The sequence below is a fragment of the Flavobacterium chungnamense genome, assembly GCF_039539165.1.
Classification (GTDB): domain Bacteria; phylum Bacteroidota; class Bacteroidia; order Flavobacteriales; family Flavobacteriaceae; genus Flavobacterium; species Flavobacterium chungnamense.
The window spans coordinates 219,480-238,542 of record NZ_BAABCS010000004.1 but is presented as its reverse complement, the minus strand read 5'-3'; the positions used below and the strand labels follow the sequence as shown (position 1 = coordinate 238,542).

At 31.2% G+C, this 19,063-nt stretch carries 17 protein-coding genes; 4 read left to right on the top strand and 13 right to left on the bottom strand.

Annotation, left to right across the window (positions count from 1 at the left end; all coding sequences use genetic code 11):
• Nucleotides 1-37: 37 nt before the first annotated feature.
• Nucleotides 38-577 (top strand): thioredoxin family protein, encoded by a 540-nt coding sequence (locus ABD771_RS03320; protein ID WP_345090635.1) that lies wholly within the window; start codon nucleotides 38-40, stop codon nucleotides 575-577.
• Here the strand turns inward: ABD771_RS03320 and ABD771_RS03315 are convergent, their stop codons facing one another.
• The 5 genes from ABD771_RS03315 to surE form a co-directional block, all read right to left on the bottom strand.
• On the bottom strand, nucleotides 578-2,611 hold the full coding sequence (locus ABD771_RS03315) for a ComEC/Rec2 family competence protein (protein WP_345090632.1): 2,034 nt from the start codon (nucleotides 2,609-2,611) through the stop codon (nucleotides 578-580).
• 44 nt (nucleotides 2,612-2,655) lie between these two features.
• The gene (locus ABD771_RS03310) at nucleotides 2,656-3,123 is read right to left on the bottom strand and encodes a C40 family peptidase (protein ID WP_345090629.1); all 468 of its coding nucleotides are present in this window, start codon (nucleotides 3,121-3,123) and stop codon (nucleotides 2,656-2,658) included.
• A 44-nt stretch (nucleotides 3,124-3,167) separates the two neighbouring features.
• A complete protein-coding gene (lpxB, locus tag ABD771_RS03305) occupies nucleotides 3,168-4,280 on the bottom strand; it encodes a lipid-A-disaccharide synthase (protein WP_345090626.1) in 1,113 nt (370 codons plus the stop codon).
• Nucleotides 4,281-4,378: 98 nt separating this feature from the next.
• Complete coding sequence (locus ABD771_RS03300; RefSeq protein ID WP_345090623.1) at nucleotides 4,379-4,651, bottom strand: hypothetical protein; 273 nt, start codon at nucleotides 4,649-4,651, stop codon at nucleotides 4,379-4,381.
• Nucleotides 4,652-4,668: 17 nt separating this feature from the next.
• A complete protein-coding gene (gene surE / locus ABD771_RS03295) occupies nucleotides 4,669-5,439 on the bottom strand; it encodes a 5'/3'-nucleotidase SurE (protein ID WP_345090620.1) in 771 nt (256 codons plus the stop codon).
• A gap of 152 nt (nucleotides 5,440-5,591) precedes the next feature.
• Between surE and ABD771_RS03290 the strand changes: the two genes are divergently transcribed.
• Entirely contained in the window at nucleotides 5,592-7,865 is a 2,274-nt protein-coding gene (locus ABD771_RS03290; protein ID WP_345090617.1) for a carboxy terminal-processing peptidase, read from the top strand.
• Nucleotides 7,866-7,908: 43 nt separating this feature from the next.
• Here the strand turns inward: ABD771_RS03290 and ABD771_RS03285 are convergent, their stop codons facing one another.
• Nucleotides 7,909-8,457, bottom strand: a complete 549-nt coding sequence (locus tag ABD771_RS03285; RefSeq protein WP_345090614.1) for a hypothetical protein — start codon at nucleotides 8,455-8,457, stop codon at nucleotides 7,909-7,911.
• Between the two features lie 125 nt (nucleotides 8,458-8,582).
• On the opposite strand from ABD771_RS03285, the gene ABD771_RS03280 reads away from it, so the two are divergent.
• Nucleotides 8,583-9,371 (top strand): DNA/RNA non-specific endonuclease, encoded by a 789-nt coding sequence (locus ABD771_RS03280; protein ID WP_345090611.1) that lies wholly within the window; start codon nucleotides 8,583-8,585, stop codon nucleotides 9,369-9,371.
• A 1-nt stretch (nucleotide 9,372) separates the two neighbouring features.
• Here the strand turns inward: ABD771_RS03280 and rodA are convergent, their stop codons facing one another.
• Genes rodA through purH form a run of 6 tightly spaced genes read right to left on the bottom strand, consistent with a single transcriptional unit; the run spans nucleotide 9,373 to nucleotide 16,609 of the window.
• Entirely contained in the window at nucleotides 9,373-10,638 is a 1,266-nt protein-coding gene (rodA, locus tag ABD771_RS03275) for a rod shape-determining protein RodA (RefSeq protein ID WP_345090607.1), read from the bottom strand.
• Nucleotides 10,639-10,650: 12 nt separating this feature from the next.
• The gene (mrdA, locus tag ABD771_RS03270) at nucleotides 10,651-12,621 is read right to left on the bottom strand and encodes a penicillin-binding protein 2 (protein ID WP_345090604.1); all 1,971 of its coding nucleotides are present in this window, start codon (nucleotides 12,619-12,621) and stop codon (nucleotides 10,651-10,653) included.
• Nucleotides 12,618-13,124, bottom strand: a complete 507-nt coding sequence (locus ABD771_RS03265; RefSeq protein ID WP_298302980.1) for a rod shape-determining protein MreD — start codon at nucleotides 13,122-13,124, stop codon at nucleotides 12,618-12,620. Before ABD771_RS03265 ends, mrdA begins: the two co-directional genes overlap by 4 nt.
• Entirely contained in the window at nucleotides 13,117-13,944 is an 828-nt protein-coding gene (mreC, locus tag ABD771_RS03260) for a rod shape-determining protein MreC (RefSeq protein ID WP_345090600.1), read from the bottom strand. Before mreC ends, ABD771_RS03265 begins: the two co-directional genes overlap by 8 nt.
• A gap of 52 nt (nucleotides 13,945-13,996) precedes the next feature.
• Nucleotides 13,997-15,025 (bottom strand): rod shape-determining protein, encoded by a 1,029-nt coding sequence (locus ABD771_RS03255; protein ID WP_298302974.1) that lies wholly within the window; start codon nucleotides 15,023-15,025, stop codon nucleotides 13,997-13,999.
• Between the two features lie 57 nt (nucleotides 15,026-15,082).
• On the bottom strand, nucleotides 15,083-16,609 hold the full coding sequence (gene purH, locus ABD771_RS03250) for a bifunctional phosphoribosylaminoimidazolecarboxamide formyltransferase/IMP cyclohydrolase (protein ID WP_345090597.1): 1,527 nt from the start codon (nucleotides 16,607-16,609) through the stop codon (nucleotides 15,083-15,085).
• A gap of 228 nt (nucleotides 16,610-16,837) precedes the next feature.
• Between purH and ABD771_RS03245 the strand changes: the two genes are divergently transcribed.
• Nucleotides 16,838-18,085: an ABC transporter permease gene (locus tag ABD771_RS03245; protein ID WP_345090594.1), complete on the top strand. Its 1,248-nt coding sequence runs from the start codon at nucleotides 16,838-16,840 to the stop codon at nucleotides 18,083-18,085.
• A 108-nt stretch (nucleotides 18,086-18,193) separates the two neighbouring features.
• Here the strand turns inward: ABD771_RS03245 and accD are convergent, their stop codons facing one another.
• A complete protein-coding gene (gene accD, locus ABD771_RS03240) occupies nucleotides 18,194-19,048 on the bottom strand; it encodes an acetyl-CoA carboxylase, carboxyltransferase subunit beta (protein ID WP_345090591.1) in 855 nt (284 codons plus the stop codon).
• Nucleotides 19,049-19,063: the final 15 nt, after the last annotated feature.

Genomic DNA, 19,063 nt, shown 5'->3' with positions numbered 1-19,063 from the left:
TGGTACTATTTTTGAATATATTTGTAAAAAAAAAGAAATGAAGAAATTATTTATAACATTATTACTTGTCGTTTCATCAATGACAATTCAAGCCCAAGAAAAATTAACTTGGCATACTAATATCGATGAAGCCATTGCAGTTTCAAAAATTGAAAACAAACCATTGTTCTTATTCTTCACAGGAAGTGACTGGTGCGGATGGTGTATTCGTTTACAAAACGAAGTTTTTAAAACACCGGAGTTCATCGCATGGGCAAAAGAGAAAGTGGTTTTGGTAGAGTTAGATTTTCCAAGGAGAACACCACAATCAGATGCTTTAAAAATTCAAAACAGTCAATTGCAACAATTTTTTGCTATACGTGGTTATCCTTCAGTTAGAATTGCAAAAGCTGGTGGGCCTATTGATGGTAAAACTAGTTTTGAACTTCTAGGAGAAACTGGTTATTTAGCTGGTGGACCAATAGTTTGGTTAGATGGAGCCAATAAAATGGTTGACAAATTTGTTCCTTACACGGCAGAAGAACAAAAAGCAGCTAAAAAAGCAGCTAAAAAAGCAGCTAAAAAGAAAAAATCTTAGTTACAATTTATAGAATCCCTTTTCTGATGTATCATGAAAAGGGATTTTTTCTTTTCTACAAGTTTCTCGCCACACTTTGATATAGGTTTTATAATTGGTAGCATCAACAACAACTTGCTCAGGTTTCCATGATTGAAAGATACGTTCTAGATTTACTTTTGGTGAATTTGTAAGTAATAAAATATCTGGTTTTTCATCTTCAATAAAAACAGCACTACTATCTATTAAAAGAATTTTCTTGTCTTTGAAATAAAACAAGTTTGACAAAGCTTTTTTCTTTTCAATCTTACAAAAATTGGCAACTAAATAAGATTTTAAAGCAAGATTGTCGTCAGTTGTTTTTAGTATGCTATCGTTACTATAAAGTGTAACCTTATTTCCTTGTCTTTCAGTAATTATAGTTACTTTCTTTTTGCTAAAAACGATAAATTCACTGTTCTTCTGACTGTCATATTTTGCATAAATTGTAACAAGTTGTAATCCAATAATGGCAATTAAACTAAATGTTAGTTTCTTGAAAGTCGGTTTTTTGAACCAAATAATTATTCCGATGATGACTAAATACCAGCACCACATCATGTAGGAGTTGAGCGATAAATCTTTAAAAATAAAATCTTCAAACGATGCTACCCAAGAAATAATCTTATTCAATAACCAAATGCTCCATTCTAACAATTTCATCAACGGAATCCAAACAACATTAAAAGCAGCTAGTATCATTACAATAACTCCAACACCAAGAATTAAACTCAAACCAGGAAGAATTACAATATTGGTAATAAAAAACAATCCAGGAAATTGATGAAAATAATAAATACTCAACGGAAATGTTCCAATTTGAGCCGCAAATGAAACCGTAATTATGTCCCAAAAATACTTAACAATTTTATTTTCTGGTGTCCAAATGGAAGTTAGAAGTGGTTGCAGCCAAACAATAAAAAATAAAGCAACGTAACTCAATTGAAATCCAATATCAAAAAGAAAAGACGGTTTTACCAATAGGATTAGCAAAGCAGACACAAGTAAGGTGTTATAAATATTGATGCTTCGTCTTAAAAACATTCCAACTGCAACAAAAGAAAACATTGTTACAGAACGAACAACAGATGGTGCTAATCCAGCTAATATTCCAAATATCCAAAGTGATAGAATGACAAGAACTAATTTAATAATTGAACCTCTTTTTGTATTTGGAATTGGAGTTAGTAAAAAGGTTACGAATAATAGAATACAACCAACATGTAAACCTGAAACGGATAAAACATGAACCGCACCAGCATATTGATAATCACGTATTACTTCTTGAGAAATATCTTGTTGTTGGCCAAGAATTAAGGCAACAACAACACTTAATTCGGTTTTGTTAAAATTACTTTTTTCTAAATTTTTTATAATTTTGTTACGTAGTTTACTTGCGTAATAAGAGATACTTTTGTCTATAATTGGATTGATTTTAATATCTGTCGCATCGGCATAAATCTGAGCGTATATTTGTTGATTTTCGAGATATTTTCCATAGTCACATTGATTTGGATTGTTGGGCTTTCTGTTTTTGTAGAAAGAGCCATCAACCATTAAATGAGAACCAATTTCTACTGTGGCAAGCACACTATCTTTTCTGATATTTAAAATTATTTTACCATAACTTTTTTTGCCATTCAATAGAATCATTTCGGTAACGTAACGATCATTATTCAAAGTGTTTTTAAGTTTTTCTTTGATAATTAGTTCTGTAGAAATTTCATTTTCTGTTTGGTCAATATGGCGTAAATAATGATTCTTATTTAAAGTTTGATTACTAATGCATAAAGTAAAAGCACCTAACAAAAAAGCCGTACAAAGAGAAGTTACACCAAAAAAAGGTTTTTGAATTAAGTCGTTTTTATTTTTGAAATAATAAAAAAGTAATGAAAAAATTCCAAGACATAATAAAATAATAACCAACGTCAAATTTGGTTTTGTGATTTGAGAAAAAATTATTCCAAACACAAAACAAAGCGTTATTCTTACTAAAGGAAATTGTAATGCTTTCATTTCTATAAAAGTATACAAAAAAGTATATTCCTACAAAAAAATAATCATTCTAAAATTCGATTAATTTGAACAAAGGATTTTTGGTAATAATCTTCGGTTATTGAAGAGATGATTACACCTTTTTTGGTTGACGAATGAACAAATTTTATATCATCGCGATTAACATCAACAATCAATCCAACATGATTAATTTGACTTGAGCCACCAGTTTTGAAAAAAATTAAATCACCTTTTTGAGCGTTACTTTTAGTAATAATTTTTCCTTCTTTAGCCATTTCTTTTGAAGTTCTCGGAAGTGATAAATCATACTTTTTAAACGATATAAATACTAATCCAGAACAATCGTATCCAGAATTTGTAGTGCCTCCAAAACGATATGGAGATCCAATTTTACTCTTTGCTTCATCAATGATTTTTTCTACTAGTTTGTTATTTGAACTTGTTAATGAAGAACTTGTTTTACAAGAATAGACAATTGGAAGTAGTGTGAAAAGTAGTAGGATTTTTTTCAAAATAGTAGACTTTATTATTTTCTAACGATAAAATGGAGCTAATATTATTTTAATGAACCAACTATCGAGCATGCCGTTTTTTCACTTGCACCAATTCCTCCCAGTTTTTGCTCTAAATCATCATACTTTTTTAGCAACTTTTTTCTGTGATTTTCTTCGAGAATTTTAGTCAATTCGACCTTAATATTTTTTGGATTAAAATCATCTTGAATTAATTCAGTCACTACTTCTTCATCCATGATTAAATTTACCAACGAAATATATTTTAAAGTAATAATTCGTTTTGCAATTTGATAAGAAATCCAACCGCCTTTGTAGCAAACCACTTCTGGAACTTTGAAAAGAGCTGTTTCTAAAGTGGCCGTTCCAGAGGTAACTAATGCAGCATAAGAATTACTCAATAAATCATAAGTTTTATTTGAAATAAACCTTATGTTTTTCACATTTAGGAATTGCTCATAAAAAGAATATTCCTGACTAGGAGCACCTGCAATCACAAATTGATAGTCTGGAAAATCATCGACAACACTTAGCATTACTGAAAGCATTTTAGAAATCTCTTGTTTTCTACTTCCTGGTAAAATAGCAATTATTGGTTTTTCATCTAAATTATTTTCTTTTCTAAATGTTTCCGAATTAATTGATTTACGATTATGTATTGCATCAATTAGAGGATGACCAACAAATTCTACCGGAAAATTATGTTTTACTTCATAAAAATCTTTTTCAAATGGAAGAATGACATAAAGTTTGTCAAAGTCACGTTTGATGTCTTTAATTCTACTTTCTTTCCATGCCCAAATTTGAGGCGAAATATAATAATGCGTCTTTATACCTCGCTCTTTAGCCCATTTTGCAATGCGCATATTAAAACCTGGATAATCAATGAAAATTACCACATCTGGATTGAATTTTTCAATATCTGATTTGCAAATTTTAATGTTATTTAAAATGGTTTTTAGATTCATAACCACTTCAGCAAATCCCATGAAAGCTAATTCACGATAGTGCTTTACCAAAGTTCCACCCACATTTTGCATCAAATCACCACCCCAAAATCTAATTTCAGCATTTGTATCTTCTTTATACAATGCTTTCATCAAATTGGAACCATGTAAATCGCCTGATGCTTCTCCAGCAATGATATAATATTTCATATATGTAAAAGTTGTTTTTTGGCTGTCATATATGTTATCGCCTTTTATTTATTGGTGTTTACTTACGCTAACTAGTTGTTAATGGCGATTTCATAAAATTATAAAAACATTGTCGTTATTGCTAAAATTATTGTTGCCATTACAACACCTCTTGCCATTAATTCTTTATTCTTTTTTAATAAAATGAAGAAGATTATAATATTCAAAACTGCGCCAAGTGCCACCACTTTTCCGAGAATTCCTTCACTTTTTAAAATTGAAAAGTCTTCAATTAAATCATATTCGGTTTGAGTTTTTAAAAATAAATAGGAACCTATAAATGTAGTAACAAGTCCAATAAAAAATCCGATAAGTAAATCTGTTTTCTTCATTTTTTTAAATTATAGTATTATAAATCCCATGTATTTAGGGTTTGGATTGCATGATGTGCCGTCAAATCAAATTGAACAGGTACAATTGAAACATATCCTTTAGCCAAAGCAAATTCGTCTGTATCTTCTCCTTTATCTTGGTTAATGAATTCGCCAGTTAACCAATAATACTCTTTTCCAAAAGGTGTTACTCGTTTGTCAAATTTTTCTTGCCACATGGCTTTTGCTTGACGACATATTTTAATGCCTTTAATTTCTTCTGTTTTTAACTTAGGAAAATTCACATTTAAAACCGTTCCATCTGGTAAACCATGTTCTAAAACTTGTAAAGCAATTTTCTTTACAAAAGGTTTTATTTGTTCAAAATCGGCATTCCAATTATAATCTAATAATGAAAATCCTATAGCAGGAATTCCTTCAATTCCAGCTTCAACAGCAGCACTCATTGTCCCTGAATAAATTACATTAATGGAAGAATTTGAACCATGATTGATGCCAGACACGCACAAATCGGGTTTTCTTTTCAAAATCTCGTTTACTGCCATTTTTACACAATCTACTGGAGTTCCAGAACAACTGTATTCGGTGATTTGAGCATTTTCTGCTGAAATTTTATTCAAATGTAAAGTGTTATTAATAGTAATAGCATGTCCCATGGCACTTTGCGGACTATCAGGTGCAACAACAACAACTTCACCAATTTCAGACATAACAGCAATTAATGTGCGAATTCCTGGTGCAGAAATGCTGTCGTCGTTGGTTATTAGAATTAAAGGTTTCTTAGACATTTGAATTTTATTTGTGTAACAAAAGTAATTATTTTAAGACTTATTCCATTACAAATTTTATAACTTTGAGCCATAGCAATGGTTTTAACAAAAAATTATGCGATGTCTTTATTTTATGGCATAGTTTTTTATGTATTTTAGTAGAAAAATTAATGAATACAATAGTTCAATTTATGAAAAGACATTATAAAATAGTACTTTTAGTGCTAGCGCTTTCCGTTGGTTTATGGAGTTTTATCCCAAAAGATAAAAATGATCCAGAAAAAGATAAATTGCTTATTGAGTTATTGACTTATGTAATTGAAAAAGGACATTACAGTCCGGCTCAAATAGATGATACTTTTTCTAAAGGAGTTTACAAAGATTATATCACGGCTTTAGATCCATCAAAAAGATTCTTTTTGCAATCAGATATTGATGAGTTTTCTAAATATGAATTGCAAATTGATGATCAAATCAATAACAAACAACTTACTTTTTTTGATTTGACTTATACACGTCTTATCAAAAGAATGAAAGAAAGTGAAAGCTACTATAAAGCTGCATTAGAAAATCCTATTGATTATTCTGTTAATGAAGATATTGATACAGATTATGAGAAAGCACCTTATTCTAAAAATGTTTCTGATTTAAAAGAGCGTTGGAGAAAACAAGTGAAACTTTCAACATTATCTTCTTTAGTTGAAAAACAAAAAATTCAAGAAGACATTCAAAAGAATAAAAATAAATCTCCAGAAGAGCGTTTGAAAGAATATCGTTTAAAAATGGGTGATAAGTTGACTCCTGAATTGGAGAAGAAATTTCAAGAAAGTATTGCTAAAACTGAGAATGATACTCCAAAAACATTTGAGCAATTAGAAAAAGAAACAAGAGAAAGTACTTTAAAATCATTGAATGAAAATTTCACTTTTATAAGTAAAGAATTAGATCGTTCTGATTGGTTTTCGGTTTATGTAAATGCCATCGCGTCTAGATTTGACCCACATACTTCTTATTTTGCACCAGACGAAAAAGAGCGTTTTGATGTAAGTATGAGTGGAAAATTGGAAGGAATTGGAGCACGCCTTCAAAAGAAAAATGACTTTACTGAAATCACAGAATTAATTTCTGGAGGACCAGCTTGGAGAGGAAAAGAATTAGAAGCAGGCGATGTAGTTCTAAAAGTTGCTCAAGCTGATAGCGATCCTGTAGATGTAGTAGGAATGCGTTTGGATGACGTGGTTAAAAAGATAAAAGGTCCAAAAGGAACTGAAGTTCGTCTTACTGTTAAGAAAACAGATGGTTCACTTAAGGTAATTTCAATTATAAGAGATGAAGTTGAAATTGAAGAAACCTATGCAAAATCAAGTGTTGTTGAGAAAAATGGTGTGAAGTATGGAATTATCTATTTACCAAAATTCTATATCGATTTTGAAAATAAAGACAGTAGAGATGCCGGAAAAGATGTTGCTCAAGAAGTAGCCAGATTGAAAAGCGAAGGAGTTAAAGGAATTATTGTAGATGTTAGAGATAATGGAGGAGGTTCTTTAAAAACAGTAGTTGATATTGGCGGATTGTTTATTGAGCAAGGACCAATTGTACAAATTAAATCAGCTGCCGGAAAAAGAGAAGTTCTTTATGACAAAGATGCTAAAGTAGAGTGGGACGGACCATTAGTTATTATGACCAATGAATTTTCTGCTTCTGCTTCAGAGATTTTGGCTGCAGCAATGCAAGATTATAAACGTGCCGTTATTTTAGGAAGTAAACAAACTTATGGTAAAGGAACCGTTCAAAATGTTATCGATTTGAATCAGTTTGTAAGAGGTAATACTTTGGGTGATTTAGGTGCGTTAAAAACCACTACTCAAAAGTTTTACAGAATCAATGGTGGTTCAACGCAATTAGAAGGAGTAAGTAGCGATATTGTGATGCCAGATAGTTATGCTTATTTAAAAATGGGTGAACGTGACGTAGACAATGCAATGCCTTGGGATAAAATAGAAGCTGCTGATTACAAACTTTGGAGTAAAGCTGCTAATTATGATTTGGCAATTCAAAATAGCAAGAAACGTATTGAAAGTAATCCACAAATGAATTTGATTTATGAAAATGCTAAATGGCGTCAAGCTCGTAATGATGAAAATGTATATAGTTTGCAAATTGACAAATTCAAGCAAGAGCAAAAGCAATTAGAAGAAACTAATAAAAAGTATAAGTCAATTGCTGATTATACAAATGCGTTTAGGTTTAAATCGTTGCCTTATGAAGAAGAGCAAATGAAAAGCGATGTAACACTAAAAGAAAAACGCGAAAGATGGCATGAGAGCCTTTCTAAAGATATTTATATTGAAGAAGCAATTCATGTACTTGATGATTTACAGTCAGGAAACACTAAAAAAGCATTAACAACTAAATTAAAAAAAGAAAAGATTATTAAATCATAAGAATAAAGAAAAAAAATGCTCCTAAATTTAGGAGCATTTTTTATTATCTAAGTTTTTTCAATTTCTTTTGAGCTTTTTCTAAATCTTCCTCAGCTTCTTTAATTTTCAATTGTTGTTTTGTTAAAGAGACATTTCCTTTTTCAATTTCAACTGGAGAAAGTTTTCCTTTAGCTTGTGCTTTAGCATATTTGGCTTGCATTTTTTCAAGATTCTTTCTTTCTTTTTCAATTTTACTTTGAGCTTTTTCAACATCTTTCTCAGCGTTAGCTAATTTCTTTTGTTCTTTCTCAAATTTCTTTTGCTCTTTTTCTAATTTGTCTTGTTGTTTTTCCGCTTTTCTTTCAGAGCCTTTGGCATCTTTTTCCGCTTTTTCTACTTTTTCTTCCGCTTTTTCTTGATTTTTTAAAGCTTTCTTTTCTTCTTTTAGTTGTTGTTCCAATACTTCTTTTTCTAAAGTTTTTGGATTTCCTGTGTACACACTATCTTGATTTTGCTTTACAGAATCTATTGCACGTTTAACTGGATTTTCTTGTGCAAAAAAGTTTTGAAAACTTAATAAAACTATAGCTGTAACTAATAATTTATTTTTCATATTTGTTTTGTATTAAGTTAAACAATCAAATTTAAGAATTCTAGCATTATATGAATTATATAATACTTTAAATAAATTATAAATTTATGGGAAATAATTATCTTAAAAAAATTCTTTTTTGTCTAATGTTTTCTATAATAATTAGTTCTTGTAGAAAAGAGGTTGATCTTAACTTGGAACAAGAAATTTCAACAGATTCTATTGTAAAGAATAAAAATTTAATTGAAAACGATAGTGAGAATTTTGATTTTTTACCTTCTTCAACTACCAATCATATAGTTGTGCATAAATATTATACATTATCTTATTGTGAAGAATATGAGCAAGCAGAATGGGTAGCCTATGAATTAAAAGGGATTAAAGCATACCATGATTATGATAGACCTTTTTTTATTGAAGATGAAAAGGTCAAAACTGGTTCTGCAGATTGGAGAAATTACAAACGTTCGGGTTATGATAAAGGTCATTTATGCCCAGCAGGTGATATGAAATTTTCTAAAGAATCTTATGATGAAACTTTTTTAACATCAAATATTTCGCCTCAAAAGCATAATTTCAATGATGGAATTTGGAATACTTTAGAGCAAAAAGTTCGTTATTGGGCAGTTAAGTATGATGGAATTTATGTTGTTACTGGAGGAGTTTTAAACGGTAATTTAAAAACTATTGGAGAAGAAGATGTTGCAGTGCCAGAATATTTTTACAAAGTTTTATTAGACACTTCAAGAGGTGAATATAAAATGATTGGTTTTTTAGTTCCAGCCGTTGATAGTAATAAGCCGCTTTACGAGTTTGTTGTTACGGTTGATGAAATAGAAAAAATGACCGGAATTGATTTCTATCCGAGTTTGAATGATAAAATTGAGAATAGTTTGGAAAAAAGTAGCGATTACAAATCTTGGAGTTTTAATTAAACTACCATTCATTTACTTTATTGGCATCCATTTTTAAGAAAATAAATAATAATATCGTGAAACCCCAAAGTCCAGAACCTCCATATGAAAAGAAAGGTAACGGAACACCAATTGTTGGAAAAACACCCACAACCATTGCTATATTTACAAAAAAGTGAATAAAGAGAATTCCGGCTACACAATAACCATAGACTCGACTAAACTTTGTTTTTTGCCGTTCTGCCAAATATATTATTCTTAAAATCAATCCAACAAATAATCCAACAACGAAGATAGAACCCAAGAAACCCCATTCTTCACCAACAGTTGTAAAAATATAATCGGTATGTTGTTCTGGTACAAAACCACCTTTGGTTTGTGTTCCTTCAAGATATCCTTTTCCAAATAATCCTCCAGAACCAATAGCAATTTCAGATTGATTAGTATTATATCCTACGCCTTTCATATCAACTTCTTTACCAAGTAAAATATTGAAACGATCTCTGTGATGTTGTTTAAATACATTGTTAAAAACAAAATTCACAGAAAAAGAAAAAGCTGTTATAATAATTAAAAGAATAGCACTTGCAATGATATTTCTATCAACTAATCGACTTCTAAAATAGTTTATAATTAATACTAATGTTGTAATTCCGATTACTATATAAGGATTGTTTGTTGCTAAGGTTAATACAAATAAAATTATTGCTATGAAACCAGTTAGTAAATACCAACCAGGCAAACCTTCTCTGTAAAGAACTATAAAGAATACACTATAAATTAAGGCACTTCCTGGATCGGGTTGAGGTAAAATTAACATCACAGGAAGAAAAATGATAATTAAAACTTGAATTTGCCTATTAACATCTTTTAAGTTAACTTGAACATCACTTAAATATTTAGCTAAAGCTAGTGAAGTCGCTGCCTTTGTAAATTCTGAGGGTTGTAATGTGAAACTTCCTATGGCGTACCAACAACGTTGACCAGCAATAGTTTTTCCGAAAAGGAATAATCCTATTAATGATAAAAGTGCTACGGCAAAAATAATTATAGAGTACTTTTCATAAAACTTGGCTTCAACCGATAAAACGATGAAAATGATAGGAATGGAAAAGGCAATGAAAAGAAATTGTTTGCCATAAATTTGAGTAAAATCAAAAATAGAGGCATCTTCAGAAACTGTAGACAATGATGAAGAATAGATATTTAGCCATCCCATTACTACTAATGCAATGTAAATGACTATGCTTATCCAGTCGATATTGTTGGTTACACTTTGATTTCTCATTTCTAACTTTAACTAAGGATTTTGTAAAGTATCAATTTTAATTTCTTTTTTCAAAACACCATTTATTGAATCTCTTGTTCTTTTAATTTTTGATAAACTATCTTTAATTCTGTTATTAATTAATGAAATACTATCCTGATGTTTTCTTGGGTATAATTTGTCGTATTGTGCTTTCAAACTTCCGGTTAACATTCTTTTTTCGAAATCAACTTTAGTAATTTTTTTGTTTAAATATTTTTCAATCATCAAAGTTGTAATTGGTCCAGCCCAACGTTTACCCCAATACCCATTTTCAACAAATACTGCAATTGCAATTTTTGGATTGTCTCTTGGAGCAAATGCAACAAAAATGGAGTGATCTTGAAGTTTTACACGTTTACCATTAACTTTCAGATAATTTTCAGCGGTTCCAGTTTTTCCGCAAATTTCAATACCTGTTACTCCAAGTCCTGATGCTGTTCCGCCAGGTCCATAAACAGCATTCATGCCAGTGATTATTGGGTCAAAATATTTTCTATCAATAGTAGTAATATGTTTGGTTCTGAATTTTTTGTCAATAATATTTCCTTTTATTCTCTTGACAATATGTGGAGTATAAAAATAGCCTCTATTAGCAATTGTTGCCATAAAATTAGCAAGTTGAATAGGAGTCATCAATACTTCTCCTTGTCCAATTGCATTTGAAACGATAGTTTTACCATCCCAATTCCAACCATTATAAACTCTATTGTAGGTTTTAGAAGTTGGTATATTTCCTTTTTTACCAATAGGTAAATCATAACCCATAAAAGCGCCTAAGCCAAAACTTTTTAAATGGTCTGCCCATTTGTCAACAGCATAACTATGGTCTTTGTATTTGTTAATTAATTTGATATAACAGTTAGAGAAATATGTATTACATGATTGATAAATTCCTCTATGAAGCTGAACAGCACCACCAGAACAGTGACATTTCATAAAACGACCTCTTGCATAACTAAAACCTCGATGACATGAAAATCGTGTACTATCAGTGACAACTCCTTCTTGTAAGGCAATTAATCCAGTTAGAATTTTGAAAGGCGATCCAGGAGTATATTCGGCAAGTAAGCCTCTATCGTATAATGGTTTTGCAATTGAGTCATTGTGAAGCAAAGTGTAATTTTTAGAACGTTGTCTACCTACTAATAAAGCAGGATTGAAACTTGGAGCACTAACTAAAGCTAAAATTTCACCAGTTTTAGGTTCAATAGCAACAATTCCACCCCATTTATTAATCATTAATTCTTCACCATATTTTTGAAGTTCTCCATCAATAGTTAAAGTTAAATCACTTCCTTGTTTGGAGATGGTATCGTATTTTCCTTCTTTATAGGAACCAATTTCTCTATTAAATTTATCTCTTAAAATATATTTTACACCTTTCTGTCCTCTAAGAAATTCTTCATAACTTTCTTCAATTCCTTGTCTTCCAATTAAATCACCTCCAATGTAGTATGGATTTTTTTTAACGATATTTTCATTTACTTGTGTAATAAAACCAAATACATTGGCGCCATAATCAACTTGATAATCTCTTAATGAACGTTTTTGAATATAAAAGCCGCCGAATTTTCTAATTTTTTCTTGAAAAGCCGCATATTCCAATTTGTTTAATTGAGGTAAAAAAACAGATGGAAGCATTGGACTATAGACTTTAGCTTTATTAATTTTTTTGATAAAAAATTCTTTGCTAATATCAAGTAGTGAACAAAACTCTAAAGTATCTATGTTTTTTACATCTTTTGGCACAACCATAATATCATAGGATGGTTGATTGGCAATTAATAATTTTCCATTTCTATCATATACATAACCTCTTTCAGGATAATCATATTTGATTTTAATGGCGTTATTCTCCGACTTTAGTTTGAAAGAGTCGTCTATAACTTGCAAATAAAAAATTCGGAGCAACAACAAAGATGCTGCTATAATTACTACAGAAGGTAATAATGCTTTTCTCATCGTTTACTTGGCTTGATTAAGTAAATAATTAAGATACAAATTATAATAGTAAAAATGGTGCTAATAATAGTTCTAAGAACAATATCCCAAAGGTATTCAAAAGTGAAAACTTCAAGAACAAAAAGTGTTAAATGATGTATTATTACTGCTAATAGGATAAATGAAAAACGCTCTGGTGTTAAAGTGTCGTTTAGTCTAACAGTTTGATATTCATAACTTAAACCAAATGAAAATTTAAATATAGAGGGTCTTACAAATGCTAAAAGTAAACAGGCTGCAGCATGAACACCTCCAGAATTACAAAATAAATCCATTGTAATACCAAGAAAAAAACTTGATAATAACAAAGCATATTTATTTCCATTAACTGGATAAAGAATAATAAAAAGGATGTAAGGAAACGGATTGATATAACCTAAGAAATTGAAATTATTGAAAATAACAACTTGTACCGCAAGCAGTAAAATAAAACGAGCCATATTAAATAACATAGCACTATTCATTTTTTTGTGTCTTCTTTTCTAAGTTAATAATTTCTTCTCTATCTTTATTTCTGATGATGTATACGTGACCTAAACTTGTCATATCATTGAAGAGTCTTACGTCTATCATGTACAAATTAGTTTCATTGTCGATGTAAATTTTTTCAATTGTTCCAATTCCTATATTTTCTGGAAAGATAGTAGATTGCGCTCCAGTAACAATAGTATCACCTTTTCTAACAGTTGCCAATCTTGGAACGTCTGTTAGTTGAACGAAACCAGTATTTTTACCATTCCAAGTTAATGAACCAATATGATTAGATTTTTTAACTTTAGCATTTAAAGGAGATTCAGTATTTAAAATACTCAATACTGTACTATAATTTGCTGAGGTATTTTCTACAACTCCTACAATTCCTAAACTATTGATTACACCCATTTCTGGTTTTACACCTTGTTTGAAACCAGAGTTAAGCGTCAAGAAGTTAACCTGATTACTGTAGGAATTTTTGATAACTTTCGAAATAATGATGTCAGTTTTTTTAACACCTTTGATAGAATCTAAATTTGGGACTTTAGTAGAATCCTTAATGTTAAAAAGTAATCCTTTCAAACGTGCATTTTCTTTGGCAAGTTCTTCGTTTTGTACTTTTAAATTGAAATAACCTTCCACATTGCTTGTCATTTCATAAACACCTCCAGTGAAGAAATTAGCAGAACTAATGACTTTACTTTTGTGATAGGAATGGGATTGAATGGTTAAAGAAACAGCTATTATCATAAGCAGCAAAAACAGCATACGATAGCTGTTTTTAAATATAAAATTAAATATTTGCTGCATCTTTTAAGTATTCAGTGATCCGTATTTAGTTTTTAGTATTTGTAATTAAATACTATTTTATAAGAATGCTTCTAAATTTAGGTATGTTTTTTAATGCCATACCAGTTCCTCTAACAACTGCTTTTAAAGGATCTTCAGCGATGTAAACTGGTAAATCTGTTTTAAGAGAAATACGTTTATCTAATCCTCTCAACATAGAACCACCACCAGCTAAATAAATACCAGTATTATAAATATCGGCAGCTAATTCTGGCGGAGTTTGTGATAAAGTTTCCATCACAGCATCTTCAATACGTTGTATTGATTTGTCTAGTGCTTTAGCAATTTCTCTAAAAGAAACTTCTACTTGTTTTGGTTTGCCTGTAAGTAAATCTCTACCTTGAACTGACATGTCATCTGGTGGAGAATCTAAAGTGTCTGTAGCGGCACCGATTTGGATTTTGATTTTCTCTGCAGTAGTTTCTCCAACAAATAAATTGTGTTGCGTTCTCATGTAGTAGATAATATCATTTGTAAAAACGTCACCAGCAATTTTTACCGATTTGTCGCAAACAATTCCACCAAGAGCAATTACAGCAATTTCTGTTGTTCCACCACCAATATCAACAATCATGTTTCCTTTTGGTTGCATGATATCGATTCCAATACCGATTGCTGCAGCCATTGGCTCATGAATTAAGTAAACTTCTTTTCCGTTTACACGCTCACACGATTCTTTTACGGCACGCATTTCTACCTCTGTAATTCCAGAAGGAATACAAACTACCATACGTAAAGCAGGAGTAAACATTTTTTTCTTTAAAGCAGGAATGCTTTTGATGAACATACTAATCATCTTTTCTGATGCATCAAAATCGGCAATAACTCCGTCTTTTAATGGTCGAATGGTTTTTATGTTTTCATGGGTTTTACCTTGCATCATGTTGGCTTCTTTACCAACAGCGATGATTTTTCCAGTGATTCTATCTCTTGCAACAATAGAAGGACTATCAATAACAACTTTGTCGTTGTGAATGATTAGTGTATTAGCGGTACCAAGGTCAATTGCTATATCCTCGGTCATGAAATCAAAAAATCCCATATTCAAAAAAGGGTGTTTAGTTTGTTAAATTTTTATCAGCCTACAAAAATAATAAAATTAATGTTTAAAATGACGTGTTCCTGTAAATACCATTGCAACTTTATTTTCGTTACAATAATTGATGCTTAATTCGTCTTTAATAGAACCACCAGGTTGAATAACAGCCGTAATTCCAGCATGATTTGCAATCTCTACACAATCAGGAAACGGAAAGAAAGCATCGCTTGCCATTACAGCTCCATGTAAATCAAATCCAAACGTGTTTGCTTTTTCAATGGCTTGTTTTAAAGCATCTACACGAGAGGTTTGTCCAGTTCCAGAAGCAATTAAAGTGTTATTTTTAGCAAAAACAATAGTGTTTGACTTGGTGTTTTTACAAATTTTGGAAGCAAACAATAAATCTTCTACTTCTTGATCTGTTGGTGTTGTTATAGTAACGTTTTTTATGTCTTGTTTAGTATCTGTGATGTTGTTTTTATCTTGTACCAACAATCCGTTTAAACAAGTTCTTACTTGACGTTGAGGTAAAGGTACATCATTTATTGTCAATACAATTCGGTTCTTTTTTTCTTGTAGAATATTTAACGCTTCGTCATCATAACTTGGTGCAATTACTACTTCACAAAATAAAGAATTGATTTCTGTGGCTGTGGCTGTATCAATGTGACCGTTTGCCATCAAAACGCCTCCAAAAGCAGAAGTTGGATCACAAGCCAAAGCTGCAAGATAAGCTTCTTTCATTGTTGGTCTTGTTGCTAATCCGCACGCGTTATTGTGTTTTAGAATGGCAAATGTTGGTTCGTTGTTTTTAAATTCTTCAATCAAATTTACAGCAGCATCAACATCTAGCAAGTTGTTGTACGATAATTCTTTTCCGTGCAATTTGGTGAACATCGCATCAAAATCGCCAAAGAAGAATCCTTTTTGGTGTGGATTTTCTCCATAACGCAACACTTGACCATTAGCAATACTTTCCTTGTAATACGTGTCTTCTGTATTAAAATAATTAAAAATAGCATTGTCATAATTGGATGAAACATGAAATGCTCTTGTAGCCAAGTATTTTCTTTGTTCTAAAGTTGTAGCTCCATTTCCTTCAGTTATCATTCCTAGGAACAATTCGTATTCTGCAACTGAGGGAACAATTACGGTGTCTTTAAAGTTTTTTGCTGCAGCACGGATTAAGGAGATGCCACCAATGTCGATTTTTTCGATAACATCGGTTTCATTTGCACCAGAAGCAACTGTTTTTTCAAACGGATATAAATCAACAATAACCAAGTCGATTTGCGGAATCTCAAACTGTTTCATTTGCTCCACATCGGTTGGATTGTCTTGACGGTTTAAAATACCACCAAAAATTTTAGGATGTAATGTTTTTACTCTTCCACCAAGAATCTCTGGAAAGGCAGTAATATCTTCTACAGGAACTACAGGAATACCAAGATTTTTAATAAATTCTTCGGTTCCTCCAGTAGAATAAATGGTTGCGTTTTGTTTGTGAAGTTGTTTCACAATAGGCTCTAATCCCGTTTTATCAAATACCGAAATAAGAGCAGATTGAATTGTTTTTGTAGTGCTCATTGTGTTGTGTTGTTAAGCACGCAAAAGTAGTTTTTTTTATCGGATTTTATTTTAGTTTTTTGTAGAATATTTTAACAAAATTGGATGTTTTTTAGGTTTATAAAATGATAGTTATTAGTTGATTTTTCAAAAATAGTATGACAACTTATAATTTCACTTTATTTTCTGTAACAATTCCATCATTCTATTTACTAATATCTTAAATTTGACCTAGAAAATAAAACCGATATGCTTGTTTACCTTCGATTATTGAGTGAAAGTTTCAGTTTTGCAATGAATGCCTTGCGAAACAATAAGTTGCGTACACTTCTTTCGCTGCTTGGAGTAACGATTGGAATATTTTCAATCATTGCGGTTTTAGCAGCAGTAGATTCTTTAGATCAAAAAATCAAAAAGGAGTTAAGCAGTTTAGATAAAAATACTATTTATTTATTCAATGGCAGTTTTGGTCCATCAGAAGTTCCGAGATGGAAGAGAGATCAATTTCCGAATGTTACTTATACCGAATATGAATATCTTAAAACATCACTTCCAGACGCTCAAGAATTAGCTTTTCAGATTTTCTTGAGTTGGGAAACCGTAAAATATGAAGAGAAATCGGTTAGTAATGTAAATGTGGTTCCAGTTTCTTATGAGTTTATTGATATTCAAGGTTTAGAGTTTACCGATGGACGATTTTATAACGAATCGGAATCGAATTCTGGTGCGGCTGTAACGGTAATTGGACACGAGTTAGCAAACAGTCTTTTTGAAAATATTGATCCCATCGGAAAGGAAATCAGACTTTATGGACAGTGTTTTACTGTGATTGGCGTATTGAAAAAACAAGGCGCTGGAATGTTTGGTGACGATGATACTTCGGCATTTATTCCTGTGAATTTTATTAGAAGAATGTATGGAGATAACAACGGTTCGATGACTCCTGTAATTGTTATTAAACCTGAGAAAGGCATCGATATGGAAGCCTTCAAAGCCGATTTAAAACAAAAATTACGTACGTTTCGTGGCGTAAAAACTGGTGAAATTGATAACTTTTTTGTGAACGTTTTTTCAGGATTTACCGATTTAATTGATGGTGTAATTGGTTTTATGAATCTTGGAGGATGGGTTATTGCAGGATTTTCACTTTTGGTTGGAGGTTTTGGTGTTGCCAACATTATGTTTGTTTCTGTAAAAGAACGAACCAACTTAATCGGAATTCAAAAATCACTTGGTGCTAAAAATAGGTTTATCTTATTTCAGTTTTTATTTGAAGCCGTAATCTTGTGTTTAATTGGCGGATTAATAGGAATTTTTCTAGTCTGGATTATTGCAATTACCTTAACAAAATTACTCGACTTTGAGTTTGTGTTGAGTTTAAGTAACATTATGTTAGGCTCAGGATTAGCCATAATAATAGGACTAATTGCTGGAATTTTACCAGCCATCTCAGCTTCTAAACTTGATCCAGTTGAAGCCATTCGAAGTGGAATGTAACTTGGAAGTACGAAGGTAGAAGTTAGAAGTACGAAGGTTAAAATAAAGATATAAAAAAACACAAAGCAATCACTTTGTGTTTTTTTGTTTATAAATATCTTTTAAAATCTATCTAATTTCTTGATTTAAAATTAAATCGATGTATAAATTGATTTTGTCTTTTAGTTCTTTTCTTGGAGTGATAAAATCCAAGAAACCGTGTTCTAACAAAAATTCTGATGTTTGAAAACCTTCTGGTAAATCTTTACCTGTCGTATCACGCACTACTCTTGGTCCGGCAAAGGCTATTAATGCTCCAGGTTCTGCAATATTAATATCACCTAACATAGCATAAGATGCTGTAGTTCCTCCAGTAGTTGGGTCTGTACATAATGAAATGTAAGGAATTTTTGCATCGGCTAATTGGGCTAATTTTGCTGAGGTTTTAGCTAATTGCATTAATGAAAAAGCCGCTTCCATCATACGAGCACCACCCGATTTAGAAATCATTAAAAAAGGCACGTTATGTTTGATAGAATAATCAATTCCACGAGCAATTTTCTCTCCAACAACAGCTCCCATTGATCCACCAATAAAGGCAAAATCCATACAACAAACTACCAAATCTTTACCTTTAGATTTTCCAACGCCTGTTCTAACCGCATCTTTCAATTTGGTTTTGTCCATAACGTCTTTCAATCGGTCAGAATATTTTTTAGTATCTGTAAAGTTTAAAGGATCTTTAGATGTCATTTTTGCATCCAATTCTTTAAATTCGTTGTTATCGAACAAAATTTCGAAATATTCTTTACTTCCAATTCTAACATGAAAATCGTCTTCTGGACTTACCCAAAGATTTCTTGCTAATTCGTCAGTATCAATAATTTTTCCTGTTGGCGATTTGTACCACAATCCTTTAGGAACATCTTTTTTGTCCTCAGTTGCGGTAGTAATTCCTTTTTCTTTTCTTTTAAACCAAGCCATAATAGTAAGTTAGAA